Below are 23,610 nucleotides of genomic sequence, written 5' to 3'. Positions count from 1 at the left end.
CGCATGCAAACTTTTTTTATCGCGCCCACCGATTTTGGTGTGGGTCTGACCTCCATCAGCCTCGGGCTGGTGCGTACCCTGGAACGGGCCGGCCTCAAGGTCGGCTTCTTCAAACCCATTGCCCAGCCTCACCCAGGCGATACCGGCCCTGAACGCTCGACCGAGCTGGTGGCCCGCACCCATGGCCTGAAACCGCCGCAGCCGCTAGGCCTGGCCCATGTCGAACGGATGCTCGGCGACGGCCAGCTGGACGAACTGCTGGAAGAAATCATCACCCTGTACCAGCAGGCGGCCGTCGGCAAGGACGTGCTGGTGGTCGAAGGCATGGTGCCGACCCGCAGCGCCAGCTATGCCGCGCGGGTCAACCTGCACCTGGCGAAAAGCCTGGATGCCGAGGTGATCCTGGTATCGGCCCCGGAAAACGAAGTGCTCACCGAGCTGTCCGGTCGCGTGGAGTTGCAGGCGCAGCTGTTCGGCGGCCCGCGCGATCCGAAAGTGCTGGGGGTGATCCTCAACAAGGTGCGGACCGACGAAAGCATGGAGGCCTTTTCCGCCCGCCTGAAAGAGCACTCGCCCCTGCTGCGCAGCGGCGACTTCCGCCTGCTCGGCTGCATCCCCTTCCAGCCGGAACTGAACGCACCGCGCACCCGCGACGTCGCCGACCTGATGGGCGCCCAGGTGCTCAACGCCGGCGACTACGAAAGCCGGCGCATGACCAAGATCATCATCTGCGCGCGCACCATGCGTAACACCGTGGAGCTGCTCAAGCCCGGCGTATTGGTAGTGACGCCCGGCGATCGCGACGACATCATCCTCGCCGTGAGCCTGGCGGCGATCAACGGCGTGCCCCTGGCCGGGCTGCTGCTGACCAGCGACACCCTGCCCGATCCACGGATCATGGAGCTGTGTCGCGGCGCCTTGAATGCCGGCCTGCCGGTGCTGTCGGTGAGCACCGGCTCCTACGACACCGCCAACCAGCTGAACGGCCTGAACAAGGAAATCCCCATCGATGACCGCGAGCGCGCGGAGATCATCACCGACTTCGTCGCCAGCCACCTGGACGCCAAGTGGCTGCACCAGCGCTGCGGCACGCCGCGGGAAATACGCCTGTCGCCGGCGGTGTTCCGCTACCAGTTGATCCAGCGCGCCCAGGAAGCCAACAAGCGCATCGTCCTGCCCGAAGGCAGCGAGCCGCTGACCGTGCAGGCCGCAGCGATCTGCCAGGCGCGCGGCATTGCCCGTTGCGTGCTGCTGGCCAAGCCGGCGGATGTCGAGGCGGTTGCCCGGGCCCAGGGCATCGAGCTGCCGCCTGGCCTGGAAGTCATCGACCCGGACCAGATCCGCGAGCGTTACGTCGAGCCGATGGTGGCGCTGCGCAAGAGCAAGAGCCTCAACGCGCCGATGGCCGAACAGCAGCTGGAAGACCCGGTGGTGATCGGCACCATGATGCTGGCCCTGGACGAAGTCGATGGCCTGGTGTCCGGCCTGATCCACTCCACCGCCAATACCATCCGTCCGGCCCTGCAGCTGATCAAGACCGCGCCGGGCTGCACCCTGGTGTCGTCGGTGTTTTTCATGCTGTTTCCCGAGCAGGTGCTGGTCTACGGCGACTGCGTGATGAACCCGCACCCGAGCGCCAGCGAGCTGGCCGAGATCGCCCTGCAAAGCGCCGACTCGGCGGCCGCGTTCGGCATCACCCCGCGGGTGGCGATGATCAGCTACTCCAGCGGCGAATCGGCCAGTGGCGAAGAAGTGGAGAAGGTCCGCGAAGCCACCTTGCTGGCCCATGAAGCCCAGAGCTCGCTGCTGATCGACGGCCCGTTGCAATACGATGCCGCGGCCAACGAGGCCGTGGCCCAGCAACTGGCGCCCAACAGCCTGGTCGCGGGCAAGGCCACGGTGTTCGTGTTTCCCGACCTGAACACCGGCAACACCACCCACAAGGCCGTGCAGCGCAGCGCCGACTGCGTCAGCCTCGGGCCGATGCTGCAAGGCCTGCGCAAGCCGGTGAACGACCTGCCGCGCGGCGCCCAGGTCGACGACATCGTCTACACCATCGCCCTGACCGCGATTCAAGCCGCCAACCGACCCCTGGATGTGTAAATTGGATTTTCTACCTGCACCGCTGCGAGGCGTGATCGCCTCGCTGTTGTTGGCGCTCAACACCATCGTCTGCTGCACCCCGCTGTTCGTGGTGGCGATCTTCAAGTTGCTGCTGCCCTTCCCGGCGGCCCAGCGCTTCACCGACTGGCTGATGAGCCACATCCATGAAGCCTGGATCAGCAACAACAAGGCCTGGATGAGCCTGCTCGGGCACACCCGCTGGCACCTCAGCGGGCTCGACAGCCTGGACTACCGGCACTCGTACCTGATCACCAGCAACCACCAGAGCTGGGTCGACATCATGGTCCTGCAGTACGTGCTCAACCGGCGTATCCGCCCGCTGAAGTTCTTCCTCAAGCAGGAGCTGATCTGGGTGCCGGTGATCGGCCTGGCCTGGTGGGCCCTGGGCTTCCCGTTCATGAAGCGCTACTCCAAGGCCTACCTGGAAAAACACCCGGAGAAAAAGGGCAAGGACCTGGAGACCACCCGCAAGACCTGCGCGAAATTCCGCGACAACCCGGTGGGCATCTTCAACTTTGTCGAAGGCACACGCTTCACCCAGGCCAAGCACGCGCAACAGGCCTCACCGTTCCGCTACCTGCTCAAGCCCAAGGCCGGCGGCATCGCCTTCGTGCTGGACGCCATGGGCGAGCAGCTGGAATCCATCGTCAACGTCACCATTCATTATCCGGCGGGCCAGCCGGGTTATTGGGACCTGCTGTGCGGCAAGGTCAACGAGGTGGTGGTGCATTTCGAGGAGCTGCCGATCCCGCCGCAGTTCATCGGCAAGAACTACGACCAGGATGGTGTGTACCGCCTGGAGTTCCAGGGCTGGATCAACCAGCTGTGGCAGAACAAGGATGCGCTGCTGGAACAGATGCATCGGGAGTATCCAGGCAAATAACGAGGCGCCTGCAAGGGCCTCATCGCGGGCAAGCCTCGCTCCTACACAGAAGCAACACGCTTGCGTCTGTAGGAGCGAGGCTTGCCCGCGATAGCTTTCTCAAAGCCACAAAAAAGCCCGCCGTCGATCACTCGACGGCGGGCTTTTTTATCGGCCGCTAAAGCTTAGATCGCGCCACGCTTGCGCAGCAGTTCCAGCACTTGCTTGACGCCCTCTTCCAGCGACACGGACTGGGTATCGATCACCAGATCGGCATCCAGCGGCACGTCGTACGGGAAGGACTCGCCCGGGATGTTATCCCCGCCTGCGGCGTACAAGCCCTGCGGATCACGCTCGGCGCAAGCCGCCGGCGAGGCCTGGACGTAGACCGTCAGCAGACGTTCCTTGCCGATCAGGTCCCTGGCCTGTTCGCGACCTTCCGCACTCGGCGCAACGAACGCCGCCAGGGTCAGCAGGCCGGCTTCGTTGAACTGGCGTGCCACGTGCGCGGCACGCCGCCAGTTCTCGGTACGCCCGGCGCGATCCTGAGGCAGGCCCTTGTTCAGGTCGTGACGCAGGTTCTGGCCGTCGAGGACGAACACCGCGCGGCCCAGGTCGAACAGCTTGCGCTCTACCGCGTAGGCCAGGGTGCTCTTGCCGGCGCCGGACAGGCCGCTGAACAGTACGGTGGCCGGTTGTTGGCCGAAGCGCTGGGCGCGCTCCTCGGTGGCGACATGGGCCAGCTTGCCATGGTGCGTGGCGCTGCCATGCACCACAGGCTGGGCGACGATCATGCCGGCGCCGACGGTGCCGTTGGTCAAGCGGTCGATGACGATGAAGGCACCGGTGGTGCGGTTGCTGTCGTAACCGTCGAGGGCGATCGGCGCGTCGAGGGCGATCTTGACCTTGCCGATCTCGTTCAGCTGCAGAGCGCTGGCCGGGCCTTCTTCAAGGGTGTTCACGTCGACCCTGTTGACGATGCTGGCGATGGAGCCCGGCACGTAGCTGGTGGCGCGCTTGATGTCGTATTTCTTGCCCGGCAGCATCGGCTCTTCGGCCATCCAGACCAGCATGGCTTCGAAGCTGTCGGTCACCGGCGGTACGTTGTCGGCATGCACCAGCAGGTCGCCACGGGAGATGTCGATCTCGTCTTCCATGGTCAGGGTCACGGCCTGGCCCGGGCCGGCATGCTCCAGCTCGCCTTCGAAGGTGACGATGGATTTCACCCGGCTGCTCTTGCCCGACGGCAGCACCACGACTTCGTCGCCCTTGTGCACGATGCCGCTGGCCAGGGTCCCGGCGAAACCACGGAAGTTCAGGTTCGGACGGTTCACGTACTGCACCGGGAAGCGCAGGTCGCTGAAGTTGCGGTCACCCGCCACTTCCACGGTCTCGAGGATTTCCATCAGCGACTGGCCGGTGTACCACGGCGAACGCTCGGACTTGTTCACCACGTTGTCGCCCTTGAGGGCCGACATCGGCACGAAGTGCAGGCTGGTGGGCTTCATCTTCAGGCCTTCGGCGAACTTCAGGTAGTCGGCCTTGATCGACTCGAACACGCCCTGGTCAAAGTCCTTGAGGTCCATCTTGTTGATGGCCACGACTATGTGCTTGATGCCCAGCAGGGAGGCGATGAAGCTGTGGCGACGGGTCTGGGTCTGCACGCCGTAGCGGGCATCCACCAGGATGATCGCCAGGTCACAGGTGGAAGCACCGGTGGCCATGTTGCGGGTGTACTGCTCATGGCCGGGGGTGTCGGCGATGATGAATTTGCGCTTGGCGGTGGAGAAGTAGCGGTAGGCGACATCGATGGTGATGCCCTGCTCGCGCTCGGCCTGCAGGCCGTCGACCAGCAACGCCAGGTCGATGTCGTCACCGGTGGTACCGACTTTTTTCGAGTCGCGGGTAATGGCTTCCAGATGGTCTTCGTAGATCATCTTCGAGTCGTGCAGCAGGCGCCCGATCAGGGTGCTCTTGCCGTCGTCGACGTTACCGCAGGTCAAGAAGCGCAGCAGTTCTTTGCGTTCGTGCTGGGCCAGGTAGGCGAGGATGTCCTCGCTGATCAATTCGGATTGATGCGACATGTTAGACCCTACTTAGAAATAGCCCTGACGTTTCTTGTCTTCCATGGAACCGGCGCCATCGTGATCGATGACCCGGCCCTGGCGCTCGGAAGTTCGCGTCAGGAGCATTTCCTGAATGATGTCCGTCAGGCTTTCGGCCTCGGACTCCACCGCGCCCGTCAACGGGTAGCAGCCAAGGGTACGGAAACGCACCTTCTTCTTGACGATGCGGGCCTTCTCCTCGTCGGAGAGGTGCTCGAGGATGCGCTCGTCGTCGATCATGATCAGGGTGCCGTTCTTCTCGATCACTTCGCGCTCGGCGGCGAAGTACAGCGGCACGATCGGGATGCCTTCCAGATAGATGTATTGCCAGATGTCCAGCTCGGTCCAGTTCGACAGCGGGAAGACGCGGATCGACTCGCCCTTGTTGACCTTGCCGTTGTAGACGTTCCACAGCTCAGGGCGCTGGTTCTTCGGGTCCCAGCGATGCTTGCTGTCGCGGAACGAGTACACGCGCTCCTTGGCGCGGGATTTCTCTTCGTCACGCCGGGCACCGCCGAACGCCGCATCGAAACCGTACTTGTCCAGCGCCTGCTTGAGGCCCTCGGTTTTCATGATGTCGGTGTGCTTGGCACTGCCGTGGGTGAAGGGGTTGATGCCCTGCGCAACGCCTTCCGGGTTGACGTGGGTGATCAGTTCCAGGCCCAGCTCTTCGACCATGCGATCGCGGAACTTGTACATCTCCTGGAATTTCCACTGGGTGTCGACGTGCATCACCGGAAACGGCAGCTTGCCCGGGAAGAACGCCTTGCGCGCCAGGTGCAGCATCACGGCGGAGTCTTTACCGATGGAGTACAGCATCACCGGGTTGTCGAACTCGGCGGCCACCTCGCGGATGATGTGGATGCTTTCCGCCTCCAGCTGTTTCAGATGCGTCAGTTTGTCGACCATGGCTACTCACGAAAGCTTTCTTATGGACGGCCTGCGGGCCGTGTTCGAGCGGGGCATGCTAGCACAGCGACCTCTTCTAATCAGGACGCCAGCTAGATCGAAACGGTATATGAATATACCCGCCTGTTTGCTGTGTTTACGCCTCTCTGTAGCCGCTGCCGCAGGCTGCGATCGACTGCGCAGCAGGCGTGCTCTTGAAGGCCCTGCGGGCCTTGGTGCAGCCTGCGGCAGCGGCTACAGGACAAGGCTTTATATAGGGTTCGGGCAGTCGATGAACAAGTGTTCGAGGGCGAAGCGGCGGGCCAGGTAATCCCCTAGCGCCTGCACGCCGTAACGCTCGGTGGCGTGATGGCCGGCGGCGATGAAACTGATGTCGTTTTCCCGGGCGCTGTGGAAGGTCTGCTCCGAGGCCTCACCGCTCAGGTACAGATCGACCCCGGCCAGCACCGCCTGGTCGATGTAGCCCTGGCCGCCACCGGTGCACCAGCCGACACGCCGGATCATCTTGCTGCCTTCGACCACCAGCAGCTCGCGCCCCATCACCTCCTGGACCTTGCGCGCGAAGTCCCGCGCGGTCATGGGCTCGGCAAGGGAGCCGACCAGCCCGACGATCTTCAGGTTGTCCGGGTCCAGCGGGCCTTCCACGGTGATATCCAGCTGCCGCGCCAGCTGCACGTTATTGCCGACATCCGGGTGCAGGTCCAGCGGCAGGTGATAGGCCAGCAGGCTGATATCGTGCTTGAGCAGGGTTTTCAGCCGACGCTGCTTCATGCCGGTGATACAGGGGTTCTCGCCTTTCCAGAAATAGCCGTGATGCACCAGCACCAGATCGGCATTGGCCTCCACCGCGGCATCGAGCAATGCCTGGCTGGCCGTGACGCCGCTGACGATGCGCATCACCTGTGGCCGGCCTTCGACCTGCAGGCCATTGGGGCAGTAATCAGCGATTCGCGAACTGCCCAGGTAGCGGTCCGCTTCCTCTACCAGAGTGCTCAGGGCAACGGCCATAAAAGACTCCTAAATATCCCGTTCAGAGGCGCGCGCGGCCTCGTATAATGCGCGACATTATGGGCCGTCCCGGGCGGCCTGCAACCTCTCAGGACTTGCTCAATGCTCAAGGCTCTGCGTTTTTTTGGCTGGCCACTGTTGGCCGGCGTGCTTATCGCGTTGCTGATAATTCAGCGCTACCCGCAATGGGTCGGCCTGCCCAGCCTGGACGTCAACCTGCAGCAAGCCCCACAAACCAAGGCGCTTCGACAAGGCCCGGTGTCCTATGCCGATGCCGTGGCAATCGCCGCGCCGGCGGTGGTCAACCTGTACACCACCAAGGTCATCAACAAACCGGCGCACCCGTTGTTCGAGGACCCGCAGTTCCGCCGCTTCTTCGGCGACAACCTGCCCAAGCAGCAGCGCATGGAATCGAGCCTGGGTTCCGGGGTGATCATGAGTCCCGAAGGTTATCTGCTGACCAACAACCACGTGACCGCCGGCGCCGAACAGATTGTGGTGGCGCTCAAGGACGGTCGTGAAACCCTGGCCCATGTGATCGGCAGCGATCCGGAAACCGACCTGGCGGTCCTCAAGATCGACCTGAAGAACCTGCCTTCGATCACCGTCGGGCGCTCCGACAGCATCCGCATCGGCGACGTGACCCTGGCCATCGGCAACCCGTTCGGGGTCGGCCAGACCGTGACCATGGGCATCATCAGCGCCACCGGGCGCAATCAGCTGGGCCTGAACAACTACGAAGACTTCATCCAGACCGACGCGGCGATCAACCCGGGCAACTCCGGCGGCGCACTGGTGGATGCCAACGGCAACCTGACCGGGATCAACACGGCGATCTTCTCCAAGTCCGGCGGTTCCCAGGGCATTGGCTTCGCCATCCCGATCAAGCTGGCCATGGAGGTGATGAAGTCGATCATCGAGCACGGCCAGGTGATTCGTGGCTGGCTGGGTATCGAGGTGCAGCCGCTGACCCAGGAACTGGCCGAATCGTTCGGCTTGTCCGGGCGCCCGGGCATCGTGGTGGCGGGGATTTTCCGCGACGGTCCGGCGCAAAAGGCCGGCATGCAGTTGGGTGACGTGATTCTCAGCATCGATGGCGAACCGGCCGGCGATGGCCGTCGCTCGATGAACCAGGTGGCGCGGATCAAACCCAGCGACAAGGTCAGCATCCAGGTGATGCGCAACGGCAAGGAGCTCAAGCTCACCGCCGAAATCGGCCTGCGCCCGCCACCGGCGCCGGTCAAGGAAAAAGAATAAAAGCATCGCCAGCCAGCTCTCTCCTATTGGAGCGAGCTGGCTGGCGATAGGGCTTACAGCTCGCCCAGGCCGTCGATCAGGGCCTGGTTCTGCTCCGGCGTACCGATGCTGATCCGCAGGAACTGGGCAATCCGCTCCTGCTTGAAGTGCCGGACAATCACCCCCTGCTCCCGCAGCTTGGCCGCCAGGCCCGCCGCATCGTGTTGTGGATGACGGGCAAAGATGAAGTTGGCGGCCGACGGCAGCACCTCAAAGCCCTTGCCGCGCAACTGCGCCACCACCTGCTCGCGACTGTCGATCACCAGCTGGCAGGTCTTGGCGAAGTACTCGCGATCGTCGAACGCCGCCGCGGCGCCAACAATCGCCAGGCGATCCAGCGGGTAGGAGTTGAAGCTGTTCTTGATCCGCTCCAGCGCTTCGATCAGGTCCGGATGCCCCACCGCCAGGCCGACCCGCAGGCCAGCCAGCGAACGGGACTTGGACAGGGTCTGGGTCACCAGCAGGTTGGGATAGCGGTCCACCAGGCTGATGGCGGTTTCACCGCCGAAGTCGATGTACGCCTCGTCCACCACCACGACCGAATCCGGGCTGGCCTTGAGGATCTGCTCGACGGCCTCCAGGGCCAGCAGGCAACCGGTCGGCGCGTTCGGGTTGGGGAAGATGATCCCGCCGTTCGGCCTGGCGTAATCGGCTGGGCGGATCTGGAACTGCTCATCCAGCGGCAGCGCCTCGAAGTCGATGCCGTACAGGCCGCAATACACCGGATAGAAGCTGTAGCTGATATCCGGGAACAGCAGCGGCCGGTCGTGCTGCAGCAAGCCGTGGAAGATGTGCGCCAGCACTTCGTCGGAACCGTTGCCGAGGAACACCTGGTTGCTCTGTACCCCGTAATAGCGGGCCACCGCCTGCTTGAGCAGGTCGCTGTTGGGGTCCGGGTACAGGCGCAGGTTGTCGTTCAGTTCGCCCTGCATCGCGGCCAGCGCCTTGGGCGACGGGCCGTAAGGGTTTTCGTTGGTGTTGAGCTTGACCAGTTTGGTCAGCTTCGGCTGTTCGCCCGGCACGTAGGGCACCAAGTCCTTGACGAACGGACTCCAGAATTTACTCATGCTTATTGCCCCTGTTCCTGGTCAGCGATGATCCGGTATTCCGCACTGCGGGCGTGGGCGCTCAGCGACTCGCCACGGGCCAGCACCGAGGCAGTCTTGCCCAGTTCGGAGGCGCCCTGCTCCGAGCAGAAAATGATCGACGAACGTTTCTGGAAGTCGTACACCCCCAGCGGCGAGGAAAAACGCGCCGTGCCGGAAGTCGGCAACACGTGGTTCGGGCCCGCGCAGTAGTCGCCCAGGGCCTCGGAAGTGTGACGGCCCATGAAGATCGCGCCAGCGTGGCGGATCTGCGGCAGCCAGGCCTGCGGATCGGCGACGGACAGCTCGAGGTGCTCCGGAGCGATGCGGTTGGCCACGTCGATGGCCTGCTGCATGTCGCGCACCTGGATCAGCGCGCCACGGCCGTTGATCGAGGTATTGATGATTTGTGCGCGCTCCATGGTCGGCAGCAGCTTGGCGATGCTGGCGGCGACCTGGTCGAGGAACGCGGCGTCCGGGCTGACCAGGATCGCCTGGGCGTCTTCGTCGTGCTCGGCCTGGGAGAACAGGTCCATGGCGATCCAGTCTGGGTCGGTCTGGCCGTCGCATACCACCAGGATCTCCGAAGGGCCGGCGATCATGTCGATACCCACCTGGCCGAACACGTGACGCTTGGCGGTGGCCACATAGATGTTGCCCGGGCCGACCACCTTGTCCACCTGCGGCACGCTCTCGGTACCGTAGGCCAGGGCGGCAACGGCCTGGGCGCCACCGATGGTGAACACCCGGTCGACGCCGGCGATGCAGGCCGCGGCCAGCACCAGTTCATTGACCTCGCCACGCGGGGTCGGCACCACCATCACCACCTCGGTGACGCCCGCCACCTTGGCCGGGATGGCATTCATCAACACCGAGGAGGGATAAGACGCCTTGCCACCCGGCACATACAGGCCGGCGCGGTCCAGCGGCGTGACCTTCTGGCCCAGCACCGTGCCGTCGGCCTCGGTGTAGCTCCAGGAGTCCTGCTTCTGTTTTTCGTGGTAGCTGCGCACCCGCGCTGCGGCTTTTTCCAGGGCTTCGCGCTGGGCCAGGGTGATCCGGGTCAGGGCCAGTTCCAGGCGCTCGCGCGGCAGGATCAGGTCGGCCATGGATGCCACTTGCAGGCCGTCGAAACGCTGGGTGAATTCCACCAGCGCCGCGTCGCCGCGCTCGCGCACCGCCTTGATGATGTCCAGCACCCGCTGATTGACCGAGTCGTCAGACACACTTTCCCAGCTCAGCAGATGATCCAGATGATGCGCGAAATCCGGGTCAGCAGCGTTGAGTCGGCGAATTGCAGTGGGAGCGGTCATAGCGAGGGCCTCATTGAATGGCTAATGCTCAGGCACCCTAAGCTACCAGTCCATTCGCGCGGGCACCTGAGAAAATTGGCTATGACACGGATAGACGGGCGCGGCTAGCGCCGCGCGAGTGAATCAACCGCGGTGTCGCGACTCCACTGCTTTGCGCAGGGTGTCGATCAGTGCCTGGATGCGGGCGTGCTGCATTTTCATGGAGGCCTTGTTGACCACCAGACGGGAACTGATCATGGAAATCAGCTCCTGGGGCTCCAGGCCGTTGGCCCGCAGGGTGTTGCCGGTGTCGACCACGTCGATGATCTTGTCCGCCAGACCGATCAGCGGCGCCAGCTCCATCGAGCCGTACAGCTTGATGATGTCGACCTGGCGGCCCTGCTCGGCGTAGTAGCGCTTGGCAACGTTGACGAACTTGGTGGCGACGCGCAGGCGGCCCTTGGGCTCGACAGCGCCGATGGCACCGGCGGTCATCAGCTTGCACTGGGCGATCTGCAGGTCCAGTGGCTCGTACAGGCCCTGGCCGCCGTATTCCATCAGCACATCTTTGCCGGCAACGCCGAGGTCGGCGGCACCATGTTCGACATAGGTCGGCACGTCGGTGGCGCGCACGATCAGCAAGCGCACGTCGGCCTGGGTCGTGGGGATGATCAGCTTGCGGCTCTTGTCCGGATTCTCGGTGGGCACGATGCCGGCTTCAGCCAGAAGCGGCAAGGTGTCATCAAGGATGCGGCCCTTGGACAGTGCGATGGTCAACATGGGAAACGTAAGTCCTTATCAGGATACTCATGCCCGGTCGCAAATGGAGCCAGACACGCATCGAGCCTGAACACAGGCTCGACTTGGAACGAAACCTTGGGGCACGTCCCTGTGCCCATCACGCAAACTAGCCCGGTACGCGGCGGATCTTGGCGCCGAGCATCTGCAGCTTCTCTTCGATGCACTCGTAACCACGGTCGATGTGGTAGATGCGATCGATCAGGGTGTCGCCTTCGGCCATCAGGGCCGAGATCACCAGGCTGGCCGAAGCCCGCAGGTCGGTGGCCATGACAGGGGCGCCCTTGAGGATTTCGGTACCGGTGACGATGGCGGTGTTGCCTTCGACCTGGATCTTCGCGCCCATGCGGTGCAGTTCGTAAACGTGCATGAAGCGATTTTCGAAGATGGTCTCGATCACCGCGCCAGTGCCTTCGGCAATGGCGTTGAGGGAAATGAACTGGGCCTGCATGTCGGTCGGGAACGCCGGGTACGGCGCGGTACGCACGTTGACCGCCTTCGGACGCTTGCCGTGCATGTTCAGCTCGATCCAGTCCTCGCCGGTGGTGACTTCGGCGCCGGATTCCTTGAGTTTTTCCAGGACGGCCTCGAGGATGGTCGGATCGGTGTCCTTGACCTTCACGCGGCCACCGGTCACGGCAGCGGCGACCAGGTAGGTGCCGGTCTCGATACGGTCCGGCATGACCTTGTAGGTCGCCGAGTGCAGGCGCTCGACACCGTCGATGGTGATGGTGTCGGTACCGGCGCCGGAAACCTTGGCGCCCATGGCATTGAGGAAGTTTGCCAGGTCGACCACTTCCGGTTCGCGGGCGGCGTTCTGCAGCACGCTGCGCCCCTTGGCCAGGGCCGCTGCCATCATGATGTTCTCGGTACCGGTCACACTCACGGTATCGAAGAAGAAATGCGCGCCGCGCAGGCCGCCTTCAGGCGCCTTGGCCTTGATGTAGCCACCTTCGACGTCGATCACCGCGCCCATGGCTTCCAGGCCGCGGATGTGCAGGTCGACCGGACGCGAACCGATGGCGCAACCGCCAGGCAGCGCGACTTCGGCTTCGCCGAAACGGGCAACCATCGGGCCCAGCACCAGGATCGAGGCACGCATGGTCTTGACCAGCTCATACGGCGCGACCAGGGTCTTGATGGTGCGTGGATCGATTTCGACGCTGAGTTTCTCGTCGATCACAGGCTCGATGCCCATGCGACCGAACAGCTCGATCATGGTGGTGATGTCGTGCAGGTGCGGCAGGTTGGCGACCGTGACCGGGCCATCGCACAGCAGGGTTGCAGCCAGAATCGGCAGGGCAGAGTTCTTTGCCCCGGAAATGCGGATTTCGCCATCAAGACGAACGCCGCCGGTAATAATCAATTTATCCATAATAATCTCGACGCCCTTGGGCTCAGGTGCGCTCGGCCCAAGCCGCGCTGCTGAAAAATTTCATAGTGACCGCATGGATGCTGCCATCGGCGATCCACGGGTTCAAATGGGCATAGATGCTCTGCTGACGCTTGACCGGACTCAAGGCCACCAGTTCGTCACTGATCACGTTCAGCTGAAAGTTGCAGCCTTCGCCCTCAACTTCTACCTGAACGGATGAAAGAGTCTCGGACAGCTTTCCTTCAAGGAAGCTCTTCACTTCGTTGGCCTGCATGCTCAACCTCAATCGGCGCCCTGTGCGCGCGGGTCGGACATCATACAAAAAAGCCCCGCGCCTGCGAACCCCGCATAGCAGGACTCTGACGGGGGGCTTGCTTGTCGATGGGTTGCTAAGGCTGCGCCAGCAGCTCGGTCAAACCGGAAACCTCGGCGATTTCGCGCATGTCTTCAGGTAACGCACGGATGCTGACGGCCTTGCCGGCTGCCGCGGCATCGCGCATGAAGGCCAGCAGCAACGACAAGCCGACGCTGCTGGACTTCTCCACCGCAGAACAGTCGAGCACCAGCGCCGCCGCGGTGCTGGAGGCGATCAGGGCCTGCCCCTGCTTGCGCAGGCCCGGGCCGGAACGATAGTCCAGCACACCGCTGATCAGCAGTTCGCCGGCTTCACCCAGACGGACGGCCGACTCACTCATTTCACGACCTTCTCTGGAGAGTTTTCGGTCGATTCCTTGGCCTTGGCCACTTCGCCAGCCCAGTTGTTGATGGTCTTGTCCAGGTCATTGCCGTTGCGCTGCATGGCATCGGCGAACTGATCGCGGAACAGCTTGCCGATATTGATGCCGTTGATGATCACGTTGCGCAGCTTCCACTCACCATTGATCTTCTCCAGCGTGTACGACACGGGATAGATCGCGCCATTGCTGCCCTTGACCGTCATGCCGACGCTGGTACGGTCACCCGACTCGTCCCTGGCAGGGTCAACGACGATGCCCTGGTTGTTGTACTCCAGCAAGGCGTTGCCGTAGAACTGGAACAGGCCCTTCTTGAAGTTCTCTTCAAAGGTGCGCATCTGTTCCGGCGTGGCTTTACGCGAGTACTTGACCGTCATGATGCTCTTGGAAATACCTTCGGCATCCACGACCGGACCCACGATGCTGTTCAGCGCCGTATAAAAGTCCTGCGGGTCCTGTTTGTACTTTTCTTTGTTGGCGGCCAGGTCGGCCAGCAGACGGTTGGTGGTGTCCTGTACCAGATCATGCGCGGAAGGCGCCGCCACGGCGTGAGCCATCAACGGCAACGCCGCCAGTAATACCAACAGGCTACGTCGCAAGGTAGAGATCATGAAAAAATCCTCATTTGGCGTCTTTGCTAACGGTATTGAGCAGGAATTTACCGATCAGGTCCTCAAGCACCAGTGAAGACTGGGTGTCGTGGATGGTCCCGCCATCCTTGAGCAACGTGTCTTCGCCGCCGACGCTGATACCAATGTATTTCTCGCCGAGCAACCCAGCGGTCAGGATAGATGCAGTGGAGTCGGTCGGCAGGTTATCTACGCGTTTTTCCAACTGCAGCGTGACCCGACCGGTGAAACTGTCGCGGTCCAGATCGATAGCCGTGACCTTGCCGATGGTCACACCGGCCATGGTCACTTTAGCTCTGACCGTCAAACCGGCGATATTGTCGAAATATGCGTAAAGTTTATAAGTATCGGTGCTCGAGGTCGGGGACAAGCCACTGACCCGCAAGGCAAGCAACAACAAAGCCAGGATGCCAGCCAGCAGGAAAAGGCCGACACCGATTTCCAGGGTGCGGTTTTGCATCAGAAATCTCCAAACATCAAGGCGGTCAGAATAAAGTCCAGGCCGAGTACGGCCAACGAGGCGTACACAACGGTCTTGGTAGTGGCACGACTGATCCCCTCTGAAGTGGGCTCGCAGTCATAGCCTTGGAATACGGCGATCCAGGTCACGACAAAGGCGAAAACGATGCTCTTGATGATGCCATTGAGCACGTCATCGCTGAACGTCACGCTGTTTTGCATGTTCGACCAGTAGGAACCTTCATAGACTCCCAGCCAGTCGACGGCCACCCACGAACCGCCCCAGATGCCCACCACGCTGAAAATGATCGCCAGCAACGGCAGGGAAATGAAACCGGCCCACAACCGTGGCGCGATAATGTATTTGAGCGGGTCGACACCGATCATCTCCAGACTGGAGAGCTGCTCGGTGGCTTTCATGTTGCCGATTTCCGCGGTCAGCGCCGAACCGGCCCGGCCGGCGAAGAGCAATGCCGTGACCACCGGCCCCAACTCACGCAACAAGGTCAGGGCCACCATCTGCCCCACCGCTTGCTCCGAACCGTAGCTGGACAGGATATTGAAGCCCTGCAGCGCCAGTACCATGCCGATGAATATCCCGGAGACCACGATGATCACCAGGGACATTACGCCCACCGAATGCAACTGCTTGACCAGCAAGCCGAAGCCGCCGCCGATACTGCCGCGGCCGAACAACACATGAAACAGCATCAGGCTCGAACGCCCGAGCACCGCGAGAACGTCGATGCCCGAGTGGCCGAACAGACGAATTCGCTCCAATAAAGATACTTTGCGCATCAGCGCTTCCCCAGAAGATCTGCGCGGTAGTCCGGCGCTGGAAAGTGAAAGGGTACCGGACCGTCGGGGTCGCCTTTCATGAACTGGCGGATCCGCGGGTTATCGGAATCCATCAGCTCGTCGGGCGTGCCCTGCCCCAGCACCTGGCCATCGCCCACCACATAGATGTAGTCGGCGATGCTCGCGGTTTCCGCCAGGTCATGGGAAACCACGATGCTGGTGATACCCAGCGCGTCGTTGAGCAGACGGATCAGACGCACCAGCACGCCCATGGCAATGGGGTCCTGGCCTACGAATGGCTCGTCGTACATGAGGATCTGCGGGTCCAGGGCGATGGCCCGGGCCAGGGCCACGCGACGCTTCATGCCACCGGACAGCTCGTCGGGCATCAAGTCGATGGCACCGCGCAACCCGACCGCCTGCAACTTGAGCAGGACGATATCGCGGATCATTTCATCCGGCAGCTGGGTATGAACGCGCAGCGGAAAGGCGACGTTCTCGAACACATCGAGATCGGTGAACAGCGCACCGCTCTGGAACAGCACGCCCATCTGCTTGCGGGCGTCGAACAGATCACCGCGCGACAATTTGGGCAGGTTCTGGCCATTGACCCAGACTTCACCGTTGCTGGGACGCAATTGCGCGCCCATCAACCGCAGGAGCGTGGTCTTGCCGCAACCGGAAGGCCCCATGATGCCGGTGACCTTGCCCCGCGGAATACGGATATCGACATTATTGAAGATGCTGCGCGCACCGCGCTTGAAGGACAGTCCCTTCAGCTCGACCGCGTAGGCGTTATCGGCACTCATCTAAACTCCTTGCGATGCAGCCTCTCACTCGGACGCTTGGCTCCCTGCCGGGAGTACATGCACCCAGGGCAGGCCGAACTGGCGGCGAACTATATCACTGCTGATACGGAGCCCCCAAGGCCGAAGCCATCCGCGTTCAGGATCACGACAGCCTAAAACAGGCTTTACAGGACAATTCCTACCTATAGAAGGACAAAGGCTGACGAACTTGCGTGAGGGAATCGATCATTACCGCTATAATCGCCGCCTTTTCATCAGGCTATACGATTTCTGACATGAGCCAATCCAGCGACCTGATTCAATCGGCACAACGCACCATCCGCCTCGAGATAGAAGCCGTACAAGGCTTGCTGCCACATATCGACGCAGATTTCGTACGCGCTTGCGAGATGATTCTGGCCAGCAAAGGCCGCGTAGTAGTGGTCGGCATGGGCAAGTCCGGGCACATCGGCAACAAGATCGCCGCCACCCTGGCCAGCACCGGCACCACCGCGTTTTTTGTCCATCCGGCCGAAGCCAGCCATGGCGACATGGGCATGATTACCCGGGACGATGTGATCCTGGCCCTGTCCAACTCCGGCTCGACCAATGAAATCGTGACCCTGTTGCCGCTGATCAAGCGCCTGGGCATCCAGTTGATCAGCATCACCGGCAACCCTGATTCGCCACTGGCCAAGGCCGCCGAGGTCAACCTCAACGTCCAGGTCGAGCAAGAGGCCTGCCCGCTGAACCTGGCTCCGACCTCCTCGACCACCGCCGCCCTGGTCATGGGCGATGCCCTGGCCGTGGCGCTGCTGGAAGCCCGCGGCTTTACCGCCGAAGACTTCGCCTTCTCCCATCCGGGCGGCGCGCTGGGTCGGCGCCTGCTGCTGAAAGTCGAGAACGTCATGCATGCCGGCGAGCAACTGCCGCAGGTCCAGCGTGGCACGCTGCTCAAGGACGCCTTGATGGAAATGACCCGCAAGGGCCTGGGCATGACCGTCATTGTCGAGGCCGACGGGCGCCTGGCGGGGGTTTTCACTGATGGCGACCTGCGCCGCACCCTGGACCGCACCATCGACATCCACCACACCACCATCGATGAAGTCATGACCGTTCACGGCAAGACCGCCCGCGCCGAAATGCTCGCGGCCGAAGCCCTGAAGATCATGGAGGACAATCGAATCAACGCACTGGTCGTGGTGGACAAGGACGATCGCCCGATCGGCGCCTTCAACCTGTCCGACCTGCTGCGCGCGGGAGTCATGTAATGAGCACGGATCTGCTGCAACGCGGCAAGAACATCAAGCTGGCGGTATTCGACGTCGACGGTGTACTGACCGACGGTCGCCTGTACTTCCTCGAAGACGGCAGCGAATTCAAGACCTTCAACACCCTCGACGGCCAGGGCATCAAGATGCTGATGGCCACGGGCGTGCAGACGGCGATCATCAGCGGCCGCAAAACCCCGGTGGTCGAGCGTCGGGCGAAAAACCTGGGGATCCCCCACCTGTTTCAGGGTCGCGAAGACAAACTGGTGGTGCTGGACGGGCTTCTTGCCCAACTGGGCCTAAGCTATGAACAGGTCGCCTACCTGGGCGACGACCTGCCCGACCTGCCAGTGATCCGCCGGGTCGGCCTGGGCATGGCTGTCGCCAATGCCGCCAGTTTTGTCCGTGAACACGCCCATGGCGTCACCCAGGCCCGTGGCGGCGAAGGCGCCGCCCGCGAGTTCTGCGAGTTGATCCTGCGCGCCCAAGGCAGCCTTGAAGCAGCCCACGCCGCCTACTTATAGAGCCTCCCATGCTGAGCAAAAAGATTCGCAACATACTGATCTTCGGCATCATCACCGTGCTGTTCCTGGCGGTGGGGTACTGGAACATCAGCCCGGAACGCTTCCTCGACAAGCCGGTCGCGCAGGTCGACGAAAGCGCCATCGACTACTACGCCATCAACGCCCGTAGCGTGCAGTACCTGCCCGACGGCAAGCTGCAGTACGAAATGACTTCCGACAAGGTCGAGCACCTCAAGGCCACCGAGGTGACCCTGCTGACCAAGCCGGACCTGCAGATGTATCGCGGCACCGCCTTCCCTTGGCATGTCCAGAGCGAGCGCGGCGAAGTCAACCCGGACGGCACCGAGGTCGAGTTGATCGATTCGGTACGGGTTTCGCGCACCGACGAGAAAAATCGCAACCTGCTGATCACCACGACCCGCATGACAGTATTCCCGCAGAAGCAATATGCGCAGACCGATCAAGACGTTAGAATCGACGGCGCCGGCGGCGTGACGACTGGCAAGGGAATGAAAGCGTATTTGAAAGACGGCAGGATGAACCTGCTATCGAACGTAAGAGGACAGTATGAGGCTCGTTAAAACCCTCCCTATTTTGCTCGGTCTGGGCGCAGCACTGGGAAGCGTGAGCGCCTGGGCTCTGCCGAACGATAGCCAGCAACCGATCCGCATCCAGGCCGACGACGCTCAACTGGACGACAAGAATGGCGTAGCCACCTACAGAGGCGACGTGATCATCACCCAGGGCTCGATGAAGGTGACCGGCAATACCGTGACCATCACCCGCACCCAGACCGGTGATATCGACGTGGTGACCTCGGTGGGCAACCTGGCCTACTTCGAGCAGATTCAAACCCAGGGCGACACCAAGCCGGTCCAGGGCTACGGTGTGACCATCCAGTACCACGCCGCGCAGAACCGCGTCGTACTGATCGACCGCGCCAAAGTCGTCGACAAGGACGGCAACATCACCCAGGGCGAGAAAATCGTCTACGACACCAACAAGAAGCTGGCCAGCGCCGGTCGCGCTACCGGCAGCAAGGTCACCGAGTCGCGCCCACGGATCGACATGGTCATCCAGCCGAAAAAGAAAACTGACGAAAAGGCCCAGTAATGGCAACTCTGAAAGCTCAGCACCTGGCCAAGAGCTACAAGAGCCGCCAGGTCGTGCGTGACGTCAGCCTGTCCATCGACAGCGGCCAGATCGTCGGCCTGCTCGGCCCTAACGGCGCCGGCAAGACCACCTGCTTCTACATGATCGTCGGCCTGGTCCAGGCCGATCAGGGTCGCATCCTGATCGACGACCTGGATGTCAGCCACCAGCCGATGCACGGCCGCGCCCGTGCCGGGATCGGCTACCTGCCGCAGGAAGCCTCGATCTTCCGCAAGCTTTCGGTGGCCGACAACATCATGGCCATCCTCGAGACCCGCAAGGAGCTCGACAAGGCCGGCCGTCGCCAGGAGCTGGAAAGCCTGCTGCAGGAGTTCCACATCAACCACATTCGCGACAACCTGGGCATGAGCCTTTCCGGTGGTGAACGTCGCCGCGTGGAAATCGCTCGCGCCCTGGCCACCGCCCCCAAGTTCATCCTGCTCGACGAACCTTTCGCCGGCGTGGACCCGATCTCGGTAGGCGACATCAAGCAGATCATTCATCACCTGAAGGCCAAGGGTATCGGCGTGCTCATCACCGACCACAACGTCCGTGAAACCCTGGATATCTGCGAAACCGCCTACATCGTCAACGACGGTCAACTGATCGCCGAAGGCGACGCCGAAACCATCCTCGCCAACGAGCTGGTCAAGGAAGTTTACCTGGGCCATGAGTTCCGCCTGTAAGCCCTGAGGTGTTTGGCTGGTCGCCAGAGCGCCCGCCCCAATAAAACCCTGCTGTTTTTATTGTTACAGCGCTCTAGGCAAACACTTCAGTTTCAGGCATATAATTTGCTTATGTTTGGCGCTCACGCGCCCTGTAGTGGATGGCGCATGTGCGCCGGCGAATAAGGTGTTAAGCCCCTGCCATGAAACCATCGCTAGTCCTCAGAATGGGCCAGCAGCTGACGATGACACCGCAGCTGCAACAGGCCATCCGCCTGCTCCAATTGTCGACCCTGGACCTGCAACAGGAAATCCAGGAGGCCCTGGAGTCCAACCCGATGCTCGAGCGCCAGGAAGAAGGCGACGACTTCGATAACACCGATCCGCTGGCCGACAACGCCGAGCAGAAACCCAATACCGATATCCAGGAACCCTCCTACCAGGAAACCGCCCCGACGGTGGACAACCTCGAGGACGGCGAATGGAACGAACGCATTCCCAACGACCTGCCGGTCGACACCGCCTGGGAAGACGTCTACCAGACCAGCGCCAGCAGCCTGCCCAGCAACGATGACGACGAGTGGGATTTCACCACCCGCACCTCGGCCGGCGAAAGCCTGCAGAGCCATCTGCTCTGGCAGTTGAACCTGGCGCCCATGTCCGACACCGATCGCCTGATCGCCGTGACCCTGATCGACTGCATCAACAATCAAGGCTATCTGGACGAAACCCTCGAGGAAATTCTCGAAGCCTTCGATCCGGAACTGGACATCGAACTCGACGAAATCGAGGCTGTCCTGCATCGTATCCAGCAATTCGAACCCGCCGGCATCGGCGCCCGCAACCTGGGCGAATGCCTGCTGCTGCAACTGCGCCAGCTGCCTGCCAAGACCCCTTGGCTGACTGAAGCCAAGCGCCTGGTCAGCGACTTCATCGACCTGCTCGGCAGCCGCGACTACAGCCAGCTGATGCGGCGCATGAAGCTCAAGGAAGACGAGCTGCGCCAAGTCATCGAACTGGTACAGAGCCTCAACCCACGGCCGGGCTCGCAAATCGAATCCACCGAAGCCGAATACGTGGTCCCCGACGTCATAGTGCGCAAGGACAACGAACGCTGGTTGGTGGAGTTGAACCAGGAGTCCGTGCCGCGCCTGCGTGTCAACCCACAGTACGCCGGCTTCGTGCGGCGCGCCGACACCAGCGCCGACAACACCTTCATGCGCAACCAGTTGCAGGAAGCCCGCTGGTTCATCAAGAGCCTGCAGAGCCGTAACGAAACCCTGATGAAAGTCGCCACCCAGATCGTCGAGCATCAGCGCGGCTTCCTCGAGTACGGCGATGAGGCGATGAAACCGTTGGTCCTGCATGACATCGCCGAAGCAGTCGGCATGCACGAGTCGACGATTTCACGGGTGACCACGCAAAAATTCATGCATACCCCACGGGGCATTTATGAACTGAAATACTTTTTCTCCAGCCACGTAAGTACCTCCGAAGGCGGTGAATGCTCGTCCACGGCGATCCGCGCGATCATCAAAAAACTGGTCGCCGCGGAAAATCAGAAAAAGCCGTTGAGTGACAGCAAGATCGCTGGTTTACTGGAGGCACAAGGCATTCAGGTAGCCCGTCGTACCGTCGCCAAGTACCGTGAATCCCTGGGGATCGCGCCTTCCAGCGAACGGAAGCGGTTGATGTAGCCGCCGGGCTCGCCACAGCGTTCCAGTGGCAGGTCAATCGACCTGCCGCTTTATGCACTGGCAACGAAGGAGAAGCTGTATGCAAGTCAACATCAGTGGACACCAACTGGAAGTGACCGAACCTCTGCGCGCTTACATCGGCGAAAAACTCGACCGACTTGAGCGGCACTTTGACAAGATTACCAATGTGCAGGTAACGCTGGCCGTCGAAAAACTGAAGCAGAAAATCGAGGCCACGCTGCACATCCATGGTGGGGAAGTCGTCGCCAATGCAGAGCATGACGACATGTATGCCGCAATCGACTTGCTCACGGACAAGCTTGACCGCCAACTGAAAAAGCATAAGGAAAAGCAACTCCACCTTCTCCAAGGCACGGGTCGCTAACACTCCCCTCCCATGATCCGACTTGAAAGCATCCTGACCCCCGGCCGTTCCCTAGTGAACGTGCCGGGCGGCAGTAAAAAACGCGCCCTCGAACAAATTGCCAACCTGATCAGCCGCGAAGTGCCTGATCTGGAGATGCAAGATGTCTTCGAAAGCCTGATTGCCCGTGAAAAACTGGGCTCTACCGGTTTTGGCAACGGCATCGCCATTCCACACTGCCGCCTCAAAGGCTGTGAGTCGCCCATCAGTGCCCTGATGCACCTGGACGCTCCCATCGATTTCGACGCCATCGACGGCGCACCGGTCGACCTGCTGTTCGTACTGCTGGTCCCGGAAGCCGCCACCGATGCGCACCTGGAACTGCTCCGGCAGATTGCCAGCATGCTGGACCGCAAAGAAGTGCGCGACAAACTGCGCAGCGCCACCAGCAACGAAGCCTTGTACAAGGTTGTCCTGGACGAACAGAACGGTCAGTAATCATGCGCTTGATCATCGTCAGCGGCCGGTCCGGCTCAGGTAAAAGCACCGCCCTCGATGTACTCGAGGACAATGGCTATTACTGCATCGACAACCTGCCGGCCGGGCTGTTGCCCGAGCTGGCCGAACGGGCGTTGATCCACACCGAACTGACACAGCCCCTGGTCGCCGTGTCGATCGACGCCCGCAACCTGCCCAGCCACCTGTCACGCTTCCCCGAACTGCTCGAGGAAGTCCGCAGCCGGCATATCCAGTGCGATGTGCTGTACCTGGATGCTGACGAAGAAACCCTGCTCAAGCGCTTTTCCGAAACCCGCCGCCGCCACCCCTTGAGCAGCAACAATCGCTCGCTGGCCGAGGCGATCCAGGACGAAAGCCACCTGCTGGGACCGATCGCCGACCTGGCCGATCTCAAGGTCAACACCACCAACCTGAACCTGTATCAACTGCGCGATACCATCAAGTTGCGCCTGTTGAACCAACCGGAGCCGGGCACCGCCTTTCTGGTGGAGTCTTTCGGATTCAAGCGTGGCATGCCGGTCGATGCCGACCTGGTGTTCGATGTGCGCTGCCTGCCCAACCCGTACTGGAAACCCGAGTTGCGTGCCCAGTCCGGGCTCGACCAGCCGGTTGCCGAATACCTGGCCGCCCAGCCGGACGTCGAGGAAATGTTCCAGGACATCTCCAGCTACCTGCTGAAATGGTTGCCCCGTTTCGCCGCCAGCAACCGCGCCTACGTCACTATTGCCATTGGCTGCACGGGCGGCCACCATCGCTCGGTCTACCTGACCGAACGCTTGGGCCAAGTCCTGCAAAAGTCCCTGAAGAACGTCCAGGTTCGCCACCGCGACCTTAGCTGAAAGGATCTACCCCGCGATGCCTGCTCTGGAAATTGAAATCATCAACAAACTGGGCCTGCATGCCCGTGCCTCGGCAAAGTTCGTCGGCGTGGCCGGTCAGTTTCCTTGCCAGATCCGCGCAGGGAGAACGCCGGAGTCGATGGTCGACGGCAAGAGCATCATGGCAATGATGATGCTGGCCGCCGGCAAGGGCACCAGGATTCACCTGAAGACCGAAGGCGAACAGGAGCAGGAGGCGCTGGAAGCGCTGGTGGCACTGATCAACAACTTCTTCGACGAAGGCGAGTAAGGTCGGCAAGGCAAACCTGCCGCAAAAG

The 23,610-nt window shown here is 61.8% G+C and carries 26 protein-coding genes; 13 read left to right on the top strand and 13 right to left on the bottom strand.

Annotated features, from left to right (window positions below; translation table 11 throughout):
• The first annotated feature begins 3 nt into the window (after nucleotides 1-3).
• Both pta and yihG read left to right on the top strand, forming a co-directional pair.
• Nucleotides 4-2,103, top strand: a complete 2,100-nt coding sequence (pta, locus tag PMI20_RS08000; protein WP_007929846.1) for a phosphate acetyltransferase — start codon at nucleotides 4-6, stop codon at nucleotides 2,101-2,103.
• Nucleotides 2,096-3,007: a 1-acylglycerol-3-phosphate O-acyltransferase, YihG family gene (yihG, locus tag PMI20_RS07995; protein ID WP_007929847.1), complete on the top strand. Its 912-nt coding sequence runs from the start codon at nucleotides 2,096-2,098 to the stop codon at nucleotides 3,005-3,007. The genes pta and yihG overlap by 8 nt, the downstream gene beginning before the upstream one ends.
• A gap of 164 nt (nucleotides 3,008-3,171) precedes the next feature.
• Here the strand turns inward: yihG and cysN are convergent, their stop codons facing one another.
• The 3 genes from cysN to PMI20_RS07980 form a co-directional block, all read right to left on the bottom strand.
• Nucleotides 3,172-5,070, bottom strand: a complete 1,899-nt coding sequence (gene cysN / locus PMI20_RS07990; RefSeq protein ID WP_007929848.1) for a sulfate adenylyltransferase subunit CysN — start codon at nucleotides 5,068-5,070, stop codon at nucleotides 3,172-3,174.
• A gap of 12 nt (nucleotides 5,071-5,082) precedes the next feature.
• The gene (cysD, locus tag PMI20_RS07985) at nucleotides 5,083-6,000 is read right to left on the bottom strand and encodes a sulfate adenylyltransferase subunit CysD (protein ID WP_007929849.1); all 918 of its coding nucleotides are present in this window, start codon (nucleotides 5,998-6,000) and stop codon (nucleotides 5,083-5,085) included.
• A 249-nt stretch (nucleotides 6,001-6,249) separates the two neighbouring features.
• On the bottom strand, nucleotides 6,250-7,008 hold the full coding sequence (locus tag PMI20_RS07980) for a Nif3-like dinuclear metal center hexameric protein (RefSeq protein ID WP_007929854.1): 759 nt from the start codon (nucleotides 7,006-7,008) through the stop codon (nucleotides 6,250-6,252).
• 102 nt (nucleotides 7,009-7,110) lie between these two features.
• On the opposite strand from PMI20_RS07980, the gene algW reads away from it, so the two are divergent.
• Nucleotides 7,111-8,265, top strand: coding sequence for a Do family serine endopeptidase AlgW (gene algW, locus PMI20_RS07975; RefSeq protein ID WP_007929855.1), 1,155 nt, complete (start codon nucleotides 7,111-7,113; stop codon nucleotides 8,263-8,265).
• A 53-nt stretch (nucleotides 8,266-8,318) separates the two neighbouring features.
• Here algW and hisC read toward each other — a convergent pair whose 3' ends face one another.
• The 10 genes from hisC to PMI20_RS07925 all read right to left on the bottom strand — a co-directional run bounded on the left by hisC (nucleotide 8,319) and on the right by PMI20_RS07925 (nucleotide 16,283).
• Nucleotides 8,319-9,371 carry a histidinol-phosphate transaminase gene (hisC, locus tag PMI20_RS07970; RefSeq protein WP_007929856.1) on the bottom strand — a complete coding sequence of 351 codons (1,053 nt, stop codon included), beginning with the start codon at nucleotides 9,369-9,371 and terminating at the stop codon, nucleotides 8,319-8,321.
• A gap of 2 nt (nucleotides 9,372-9,373) precedes the next feature.
• Nucleotides 9,374-10,702 carry a histidinol dehydrogenase gene (gene hisD / locus PMI20_RS07965; RefSeq protein ID WP_007929857.1) on the bottom strand — a complete coding sequence of 443 codons (1,329 nt, stop codon included), beginning with the start codon at nucleotides 10,700-10,702 and terminating at the stop codon, nucleotides 9,374-9,376.
• Nucleotides 10,703-10,825: 123 nt separating this feature from the next.
• Complete coding sequence (hisG, locus tag PMI20_RS07960) at nucleotides 10,826-11,461, bottom strand: ATP phosphoribosyltransferase (RefSeq protein ID WP_007929858.1); 636 nt, start codon at nucleotides 11,459-11,461, stop codon at nucleotides 10,826-10,828.
• A 127-nt stretch (nucleotides 11,462-11,588) separates the two neighbouring features.
• Nucleotides 11,589-12,854: a UDP-N-acetylglucosamine 1-carboxyvinyltransferase gene (gene murA / locus PMI20_RS07955; protein WP_007929859.1), complete on the bottom strand. Its 1,266-nt coding sequence runs from the start codon at nucleotides 12,852-12,854 to the stop codon at nucleotides 11,589-11,591.
• 22 nt (nucleotides 12,855-12,876) lie between these two features.
• Nucleotides 12,877-13,128, bottom strand: a complete 252-nt coding sequence (locus PMI20_RS07950; protein WP_007929860.1) for a BolA family protein — start codon at nucleotides 13,126-13,128, stop codon at nucleotides 12,877-12,879.
• A gap of 115 nt (nucleotides 13,129-13,243) precedes the next feature.
• Nucleotides 13,244-13,549, bottom strand: coding sequence for an STAS domain-containing protein (locus PMI20_RS07945; protein ID WP_007929861.1), 306 nt, complete (start codon nucleotides 13,547-13,549; stop codon nucleotides 13,244-13,246).
• Nucleotides 13,546-14,199, bottom strand: a complete 654-nt coding sequence (locus PMI20_RS07940; RefSeq protein ID WP_007929862.1) for an MlaC/ttg2D family ABC transporter substrate-binding protein — start codon at nucleotides 14,197-14,199, stop codon at nucleotides 13,546-13,548. The genes PMI20_RS07945 and PMI20_RS07940 overlap by 4 nt, the downstream gene beginning before the upstream one ends.
• 10 nt (nucleotides 14,200-14,209) lie before the next feature.
• On the bottom strand, nucleotides 14,210-14,677 hold the full coding sequence (gene mlaD / locus PMI20_RS07935) for an outer membrane lipid asymmetry maintenance protein MlaD (RefSeq protein WP_007929863.1): 468 nt from the start codon (nucleotides 14,675-14,677) through the stop codon (nucleotides 14,210-14,212).
• Nucleotides 14,677-15,474 carry a lipid asymmetry maintenance ABC transporter permease subunit MlaE gene (gene mlaE / locus PMI20_RS07930; protein WP_007929864.1) on the bottom strand — a complete coding sequence of 266 codons (798 nt, stop codon included), beginning with the start codon at nucleotides 15,472-15,474 and terminating at the stop codon, nucleotides 14,677-14,679. Before mlaE ends, mlaD begins: the two co-directional genes overlap by 1 nt.
• Nucleotides 15,474-16,283 carry an ATP-binding cassette domain-containing protein gene (locus tag PMI20_RS07925; protein WP_007929865.1) on the bottom strand — a complete coding sequence of 270 codons (810 nt, stop codon included), beginning with the start codon at nucleotides 16,281-16,283 and terminating at the stop codon, nucleotides 15,474-15,476. The genes mlaE and PMI20_RS07925 overlap by 1 nt, the downstream gene beginning before the upstream one ends.
• 275 nt (nucleotides 16,284-16,558) lie before the next feature.
• Between PMI20_RS07925 and PMI20_RS07920 the strand changes: the two genes are divergently transcribed.
• The 10 genes from PMI20_RS07920 (at nucleotide 16,559) to PMI20_RS07875 (ending at nucleotide 23,582) form a co-directional block, all read left to right on the top strand.
• Nucleotides 16,559-17,533: a KpsF/GutQ family sugar-phosphate isomerase gene (locus PMI20_RS07920; RefSeq protein ID WP_007929866.1), complete on the top strand. Its 975-nt coding sequence runs from the start codon at nucleotides 16,559-16,561 to the stop codon at nucleotides 17,531-17,533.
• Nucleotides 17,533-18,057: a KdsC family phosphatase gene (locus PMI20_RS07915; RefSeq protein ID WP_007929867.1), complete on the top strand. Its 525-nt coding sequence runs from the start codon at nucleotides 17,533-17,535 to the stop codon at nucleotides 18,055-18,057. Before PMI20_RS07920 ends, PMI20_RS07915 begins: the two co-directional genes overlap by 1 nt.
• A gap of 8 nt (nucleotides 18,058-18,065) precedes the next feature.
• On the top strand, nucleotides 18,066-18,638 hold the full coding sequence (gene lptC, locus PMI20_RS07910) for an LPS export ABC transporter periplasmic protein LptC (protein WP_007929868.1): 573 nt from the start codon (nucleotides 18,066-18,068) through the stop codon (nucleotides 18,636-18,638).
• The gene (gene lptA, locus PMI20_RS07905) at nucleotides 18,625-19,170 is read left to right on the top strand and encodes a lipopolysaccharide transport periplasmic protein LptA (protein ID WP_007929869.1); all 546 of its coding nucleotides are present in this window, start codon (nucleotides 18,625-18,627) and stop codon (nucleotides 19,168-19,170) included. Before lptC ends, lptA begins: the two co-directional genes overlap by 14 nt.
• A complete protein-coding gene (gene lptB / locus PMI20_RS07900) occupies nucleotides 19,170-19,895 on the top strand; it encodes an LPS export ABC transporter ATP-binding protein (protein WP_007929870.1) in 726 nt (241 codons plus the stop codon). The genes lptA and lptB overlap by 1 nt, the downstream gene beginning before the upstream one ends.
• 182 nt (nucleotides 19,896-20,077) lie before the next feature.
• Complete coding sequence (locus tag PMI20_RS07895; protein ID WP_009042194.1) at nucleotides 20,078-21,571, top strand: RNA polymerase factor sigma-54; 1,494 nt, start codon at nucleotides 20,078-20,080, stop codon at nucleotides 21,569-21,571.
• A gap of 79 nt (nucleotides 21,572-21,650) precedes the next feature.
• Nucleotides 21,651-21,956 carry a ribosome hibernation-promoting factor, HPF/YfiA family gene (gene hpf, locus PMI20_RS07890; RefSeq protein ID WP_007929872.1) on the top strand — a complete coding sequence of 102 codons (306 nt, stop codon included), beginning with the start codon at nucleotides 21,651-21,653 and terminating at the stop codon, nucleotides 21,954-21,956.
• A gap of 12 nt (nucleotides 21,957-21,968) precedes the next feature.
• On the top strand, nucleotides 21,969-22,433 hold the full coding sequence (ptsN, locus tag PMI20_RS07885) for a PTS IIA-like nitrogen regulatory protein PtsN (RefSeq protein WP_007929873.1): 465 nt from the start codon (nucleotides 21,969-21,971) through the stop codon (nucleotides 22,431-22,433).
• A gap of 2 nt (nucleotides 22,434-22,435) precedes the next feature.
• Nucleotides 22,436-23,293 carry an RNase adapter RapZ gene (rapZ, locus tag PMI20_RS07880; RefSeq protein WP_007929875.1) on the top strand — a complete coding sequence of 286 codons (858 nt, stop codon included), beginning with the start codon at nucleotides 22,436-22,438 and terminating at the stop codon, nucleotides 23,291-23,293.
• Nucleotides 23,294-23,309: 16 nt separating this feature from the next.
• Nucleotides 23,310-23,582, top strand: coding sequence for an HPr family phosphocarrier protein (locus tag PMI20_RS07875; RefSeq protein ID WP_007929877.1), 273 nt, complete (start codon nucleotides 23,310-23,312; stop codon nucleotides 23,580-23,582).
• The last annotated feature ends 28 nt before the right edge of the window (nucleotides 23,583-23,610 follow it).

Source organism: Pseudomonas sp. GM17, from assembly GCF_000282175.2.
GTDB lineage: Bacteria > Pseudomonadota > Gammaproteobacteria > Pseudomonadales > Pseudomonadaceae > Aquipseudomonas > Aquipseudomonas chlororaphis.
This window is presented reverse-complemented; position numbering and strand designations above follow the sequence as displayed.

Bases quoted from the DNA above. Each gene is read 5' to 3' on its own strand.
- pta (WP_007929846.1), top strand. From the start codon at position 4: ATGCAAACTTTTTTTATCGCGCCCACCGATTTTGGTGTGGGTCTGACC.
- PMI20_RS07895 (WP_009042194.1), top strand. From the start codon at position 20,078: ATGAAACCATCGCTAGTCCTCAGAATGGGCCAGCAGCTGACGATGACA.
- ptsN (WP_007929873.1), top strand. From the start codon at position 21,969: ATGATCCGACTTGAAAGCATCCTGACCCCCGGCCGTTCCCTAGTGAAC.
- hpf (WP_007929872.1), top strand. From the start codon at position 21,651: ATGCAAGTCAACATCAGTGGACACCAACTGGAAGTGACCGAACCTCTG.
- PMI20_RS07980 (WP_007929854.1), bottom strand. From the start codon at position 7,008: ATGGCCGTTGCCCTGAGCACTCTGGTAGAGGAAGCGGACCGCTACCTG.
- cysN (WP_007929848.1), bottom strand. From the start codon at position 5,070: ATGTCGCATCAATCCGAATTGATCAGCGAGGACATCCTCGCCTACCTG.
- murA (WP_007929859.1), bottom strand. From the start codon at position 12,854: ATGGATAAATTGATTATTACCGGCGGCGTTCGTCTTGATGGCGAAATC.
- cysD (WP_007929849.1), bottom strand. From the start codon at position 6,000: ATGGTCGACAAACTGACGCATCTGAAACAGCTGGAGGCGGAAAGCATC.
- PMI20_RS07940 (WP_007929862.1), bottom strand. From the start codon at position 14,199: ATGATCTCTACCTTGCGACGTAGCCTGTTGGTATTACTGGCGGCGTTG.
- PMI20_RS07915 (WP_007929867.1), top strand. From the start codon at position 17,533: ATGAGCACGGATCTGCTGCAACGCGGCAAGAACATCAAGCTGGCGGTA.
- PMI20_RS07875 (WP_007929877.1), top strand. From the start codon at position 23,310: ATGCCTGCTCTGGAAATTGAAATCATCAACAAACTGGGCCTGCATGCC.
- mlaD (WP_007929863.1), bottom strand. From the start codon at position 14,677: ATGCAAAACCGCACCCTGGAAATCGGTGTCGGCCTTTTCCTGCTGGCT.
- PMI20_RS07945 (WP_007929861.1), bottom strand. From the start codon at position 13,549: ATGAGTGAGTCGGCCGTCCGTCTGGGTGAAGCCGGCGAACTGCTGATC.
- rapZ (WP_007929875.1), top strand. From the start codon at position 22,436: ATGCGCTTGATCATCGTCAGCGGCCGGTCCGGCTCAGGTAAAAGCACC.
- lptA (WP_007929869.1), top strand. From the start codon at position 18,625: ATGAGGCTCGTTAAAACCCTCCCTATTTTGCTCGGTCTGGGCGCAGCA.
- PMI20_RS07920 (WP_007929866.1), top strand. From the start codon at position 16,559: ATGAGCCAATCCAGCGACCTGATTCAATCGGCACAACGCACCATCCGC.
- yihG (WP_007929847.1), top strand. From the start codon at position 2,096: ATGTGTAAATTGGATTTTCTACCTGCACCGCTGCGAGGCGTGATCGCC.
- lptB (WP_007929870.1), top strand. From the start codon at position 19,170: ATGGCAACTCTGAAAGCTCAGCACCTGGCCAAGAGCTACAAGAGCCGC.
- hisG (WP_007929858.1), bottom strand. From the start codon at position 11,461: ATGTTGACCATCGCACTGTCCAAGGGCCGCATCCTTGATGACACCTTG.
- algW (WP_007929855.1), top strand. From the start codon at position 7,111: ATGCTCAAGGCTCTGCGTTTTTTTGGCTGGCCACTGTTGGCCGGCGTG.
- lptC (WP_007929868.1), top strand. From the start codon at position 18,066: ATGCTGAGCAAAAAGATTCGCAACATACTGATCTTCGGCATCATCACC.
- hisC (WP_007929856.1), bottom strand. From the start codon at position 9,371: ATGAGTAAATTCTGGAGTCCGTTCGTCAAGGACTTGGTGCCCTACGTG.
- mlaE (WP_007929864.1), bottom strand. From the start codon at position 15,474: ATGCGCAAAGTATCTTTATTGGAGCGAATTCGTCTGTTCGGCCACTCG.
- PMI20_RS07950 (WP_007929860.1), bottom strand. From the start codon at position 13,128: ATGCAGGCCAACGAAGTGAAGAGCTTCCTTGAAGGAAAGCTGTCCGAG.
- hisD (WP_007929857.1), bottom strand. From the start codon at position 10,702: ATGACCGCTCCCACTGCAATTCGCCGACTCAACGCTGCTGACCCGGAT.
- PMI20_RS07925 (WP_007929865.1), bottom strand. From the start codon at position 16,283: ATGAGTGCCGATAACGCCTACGCGGTCGAGCTGAAGGGACTGTCCTTC.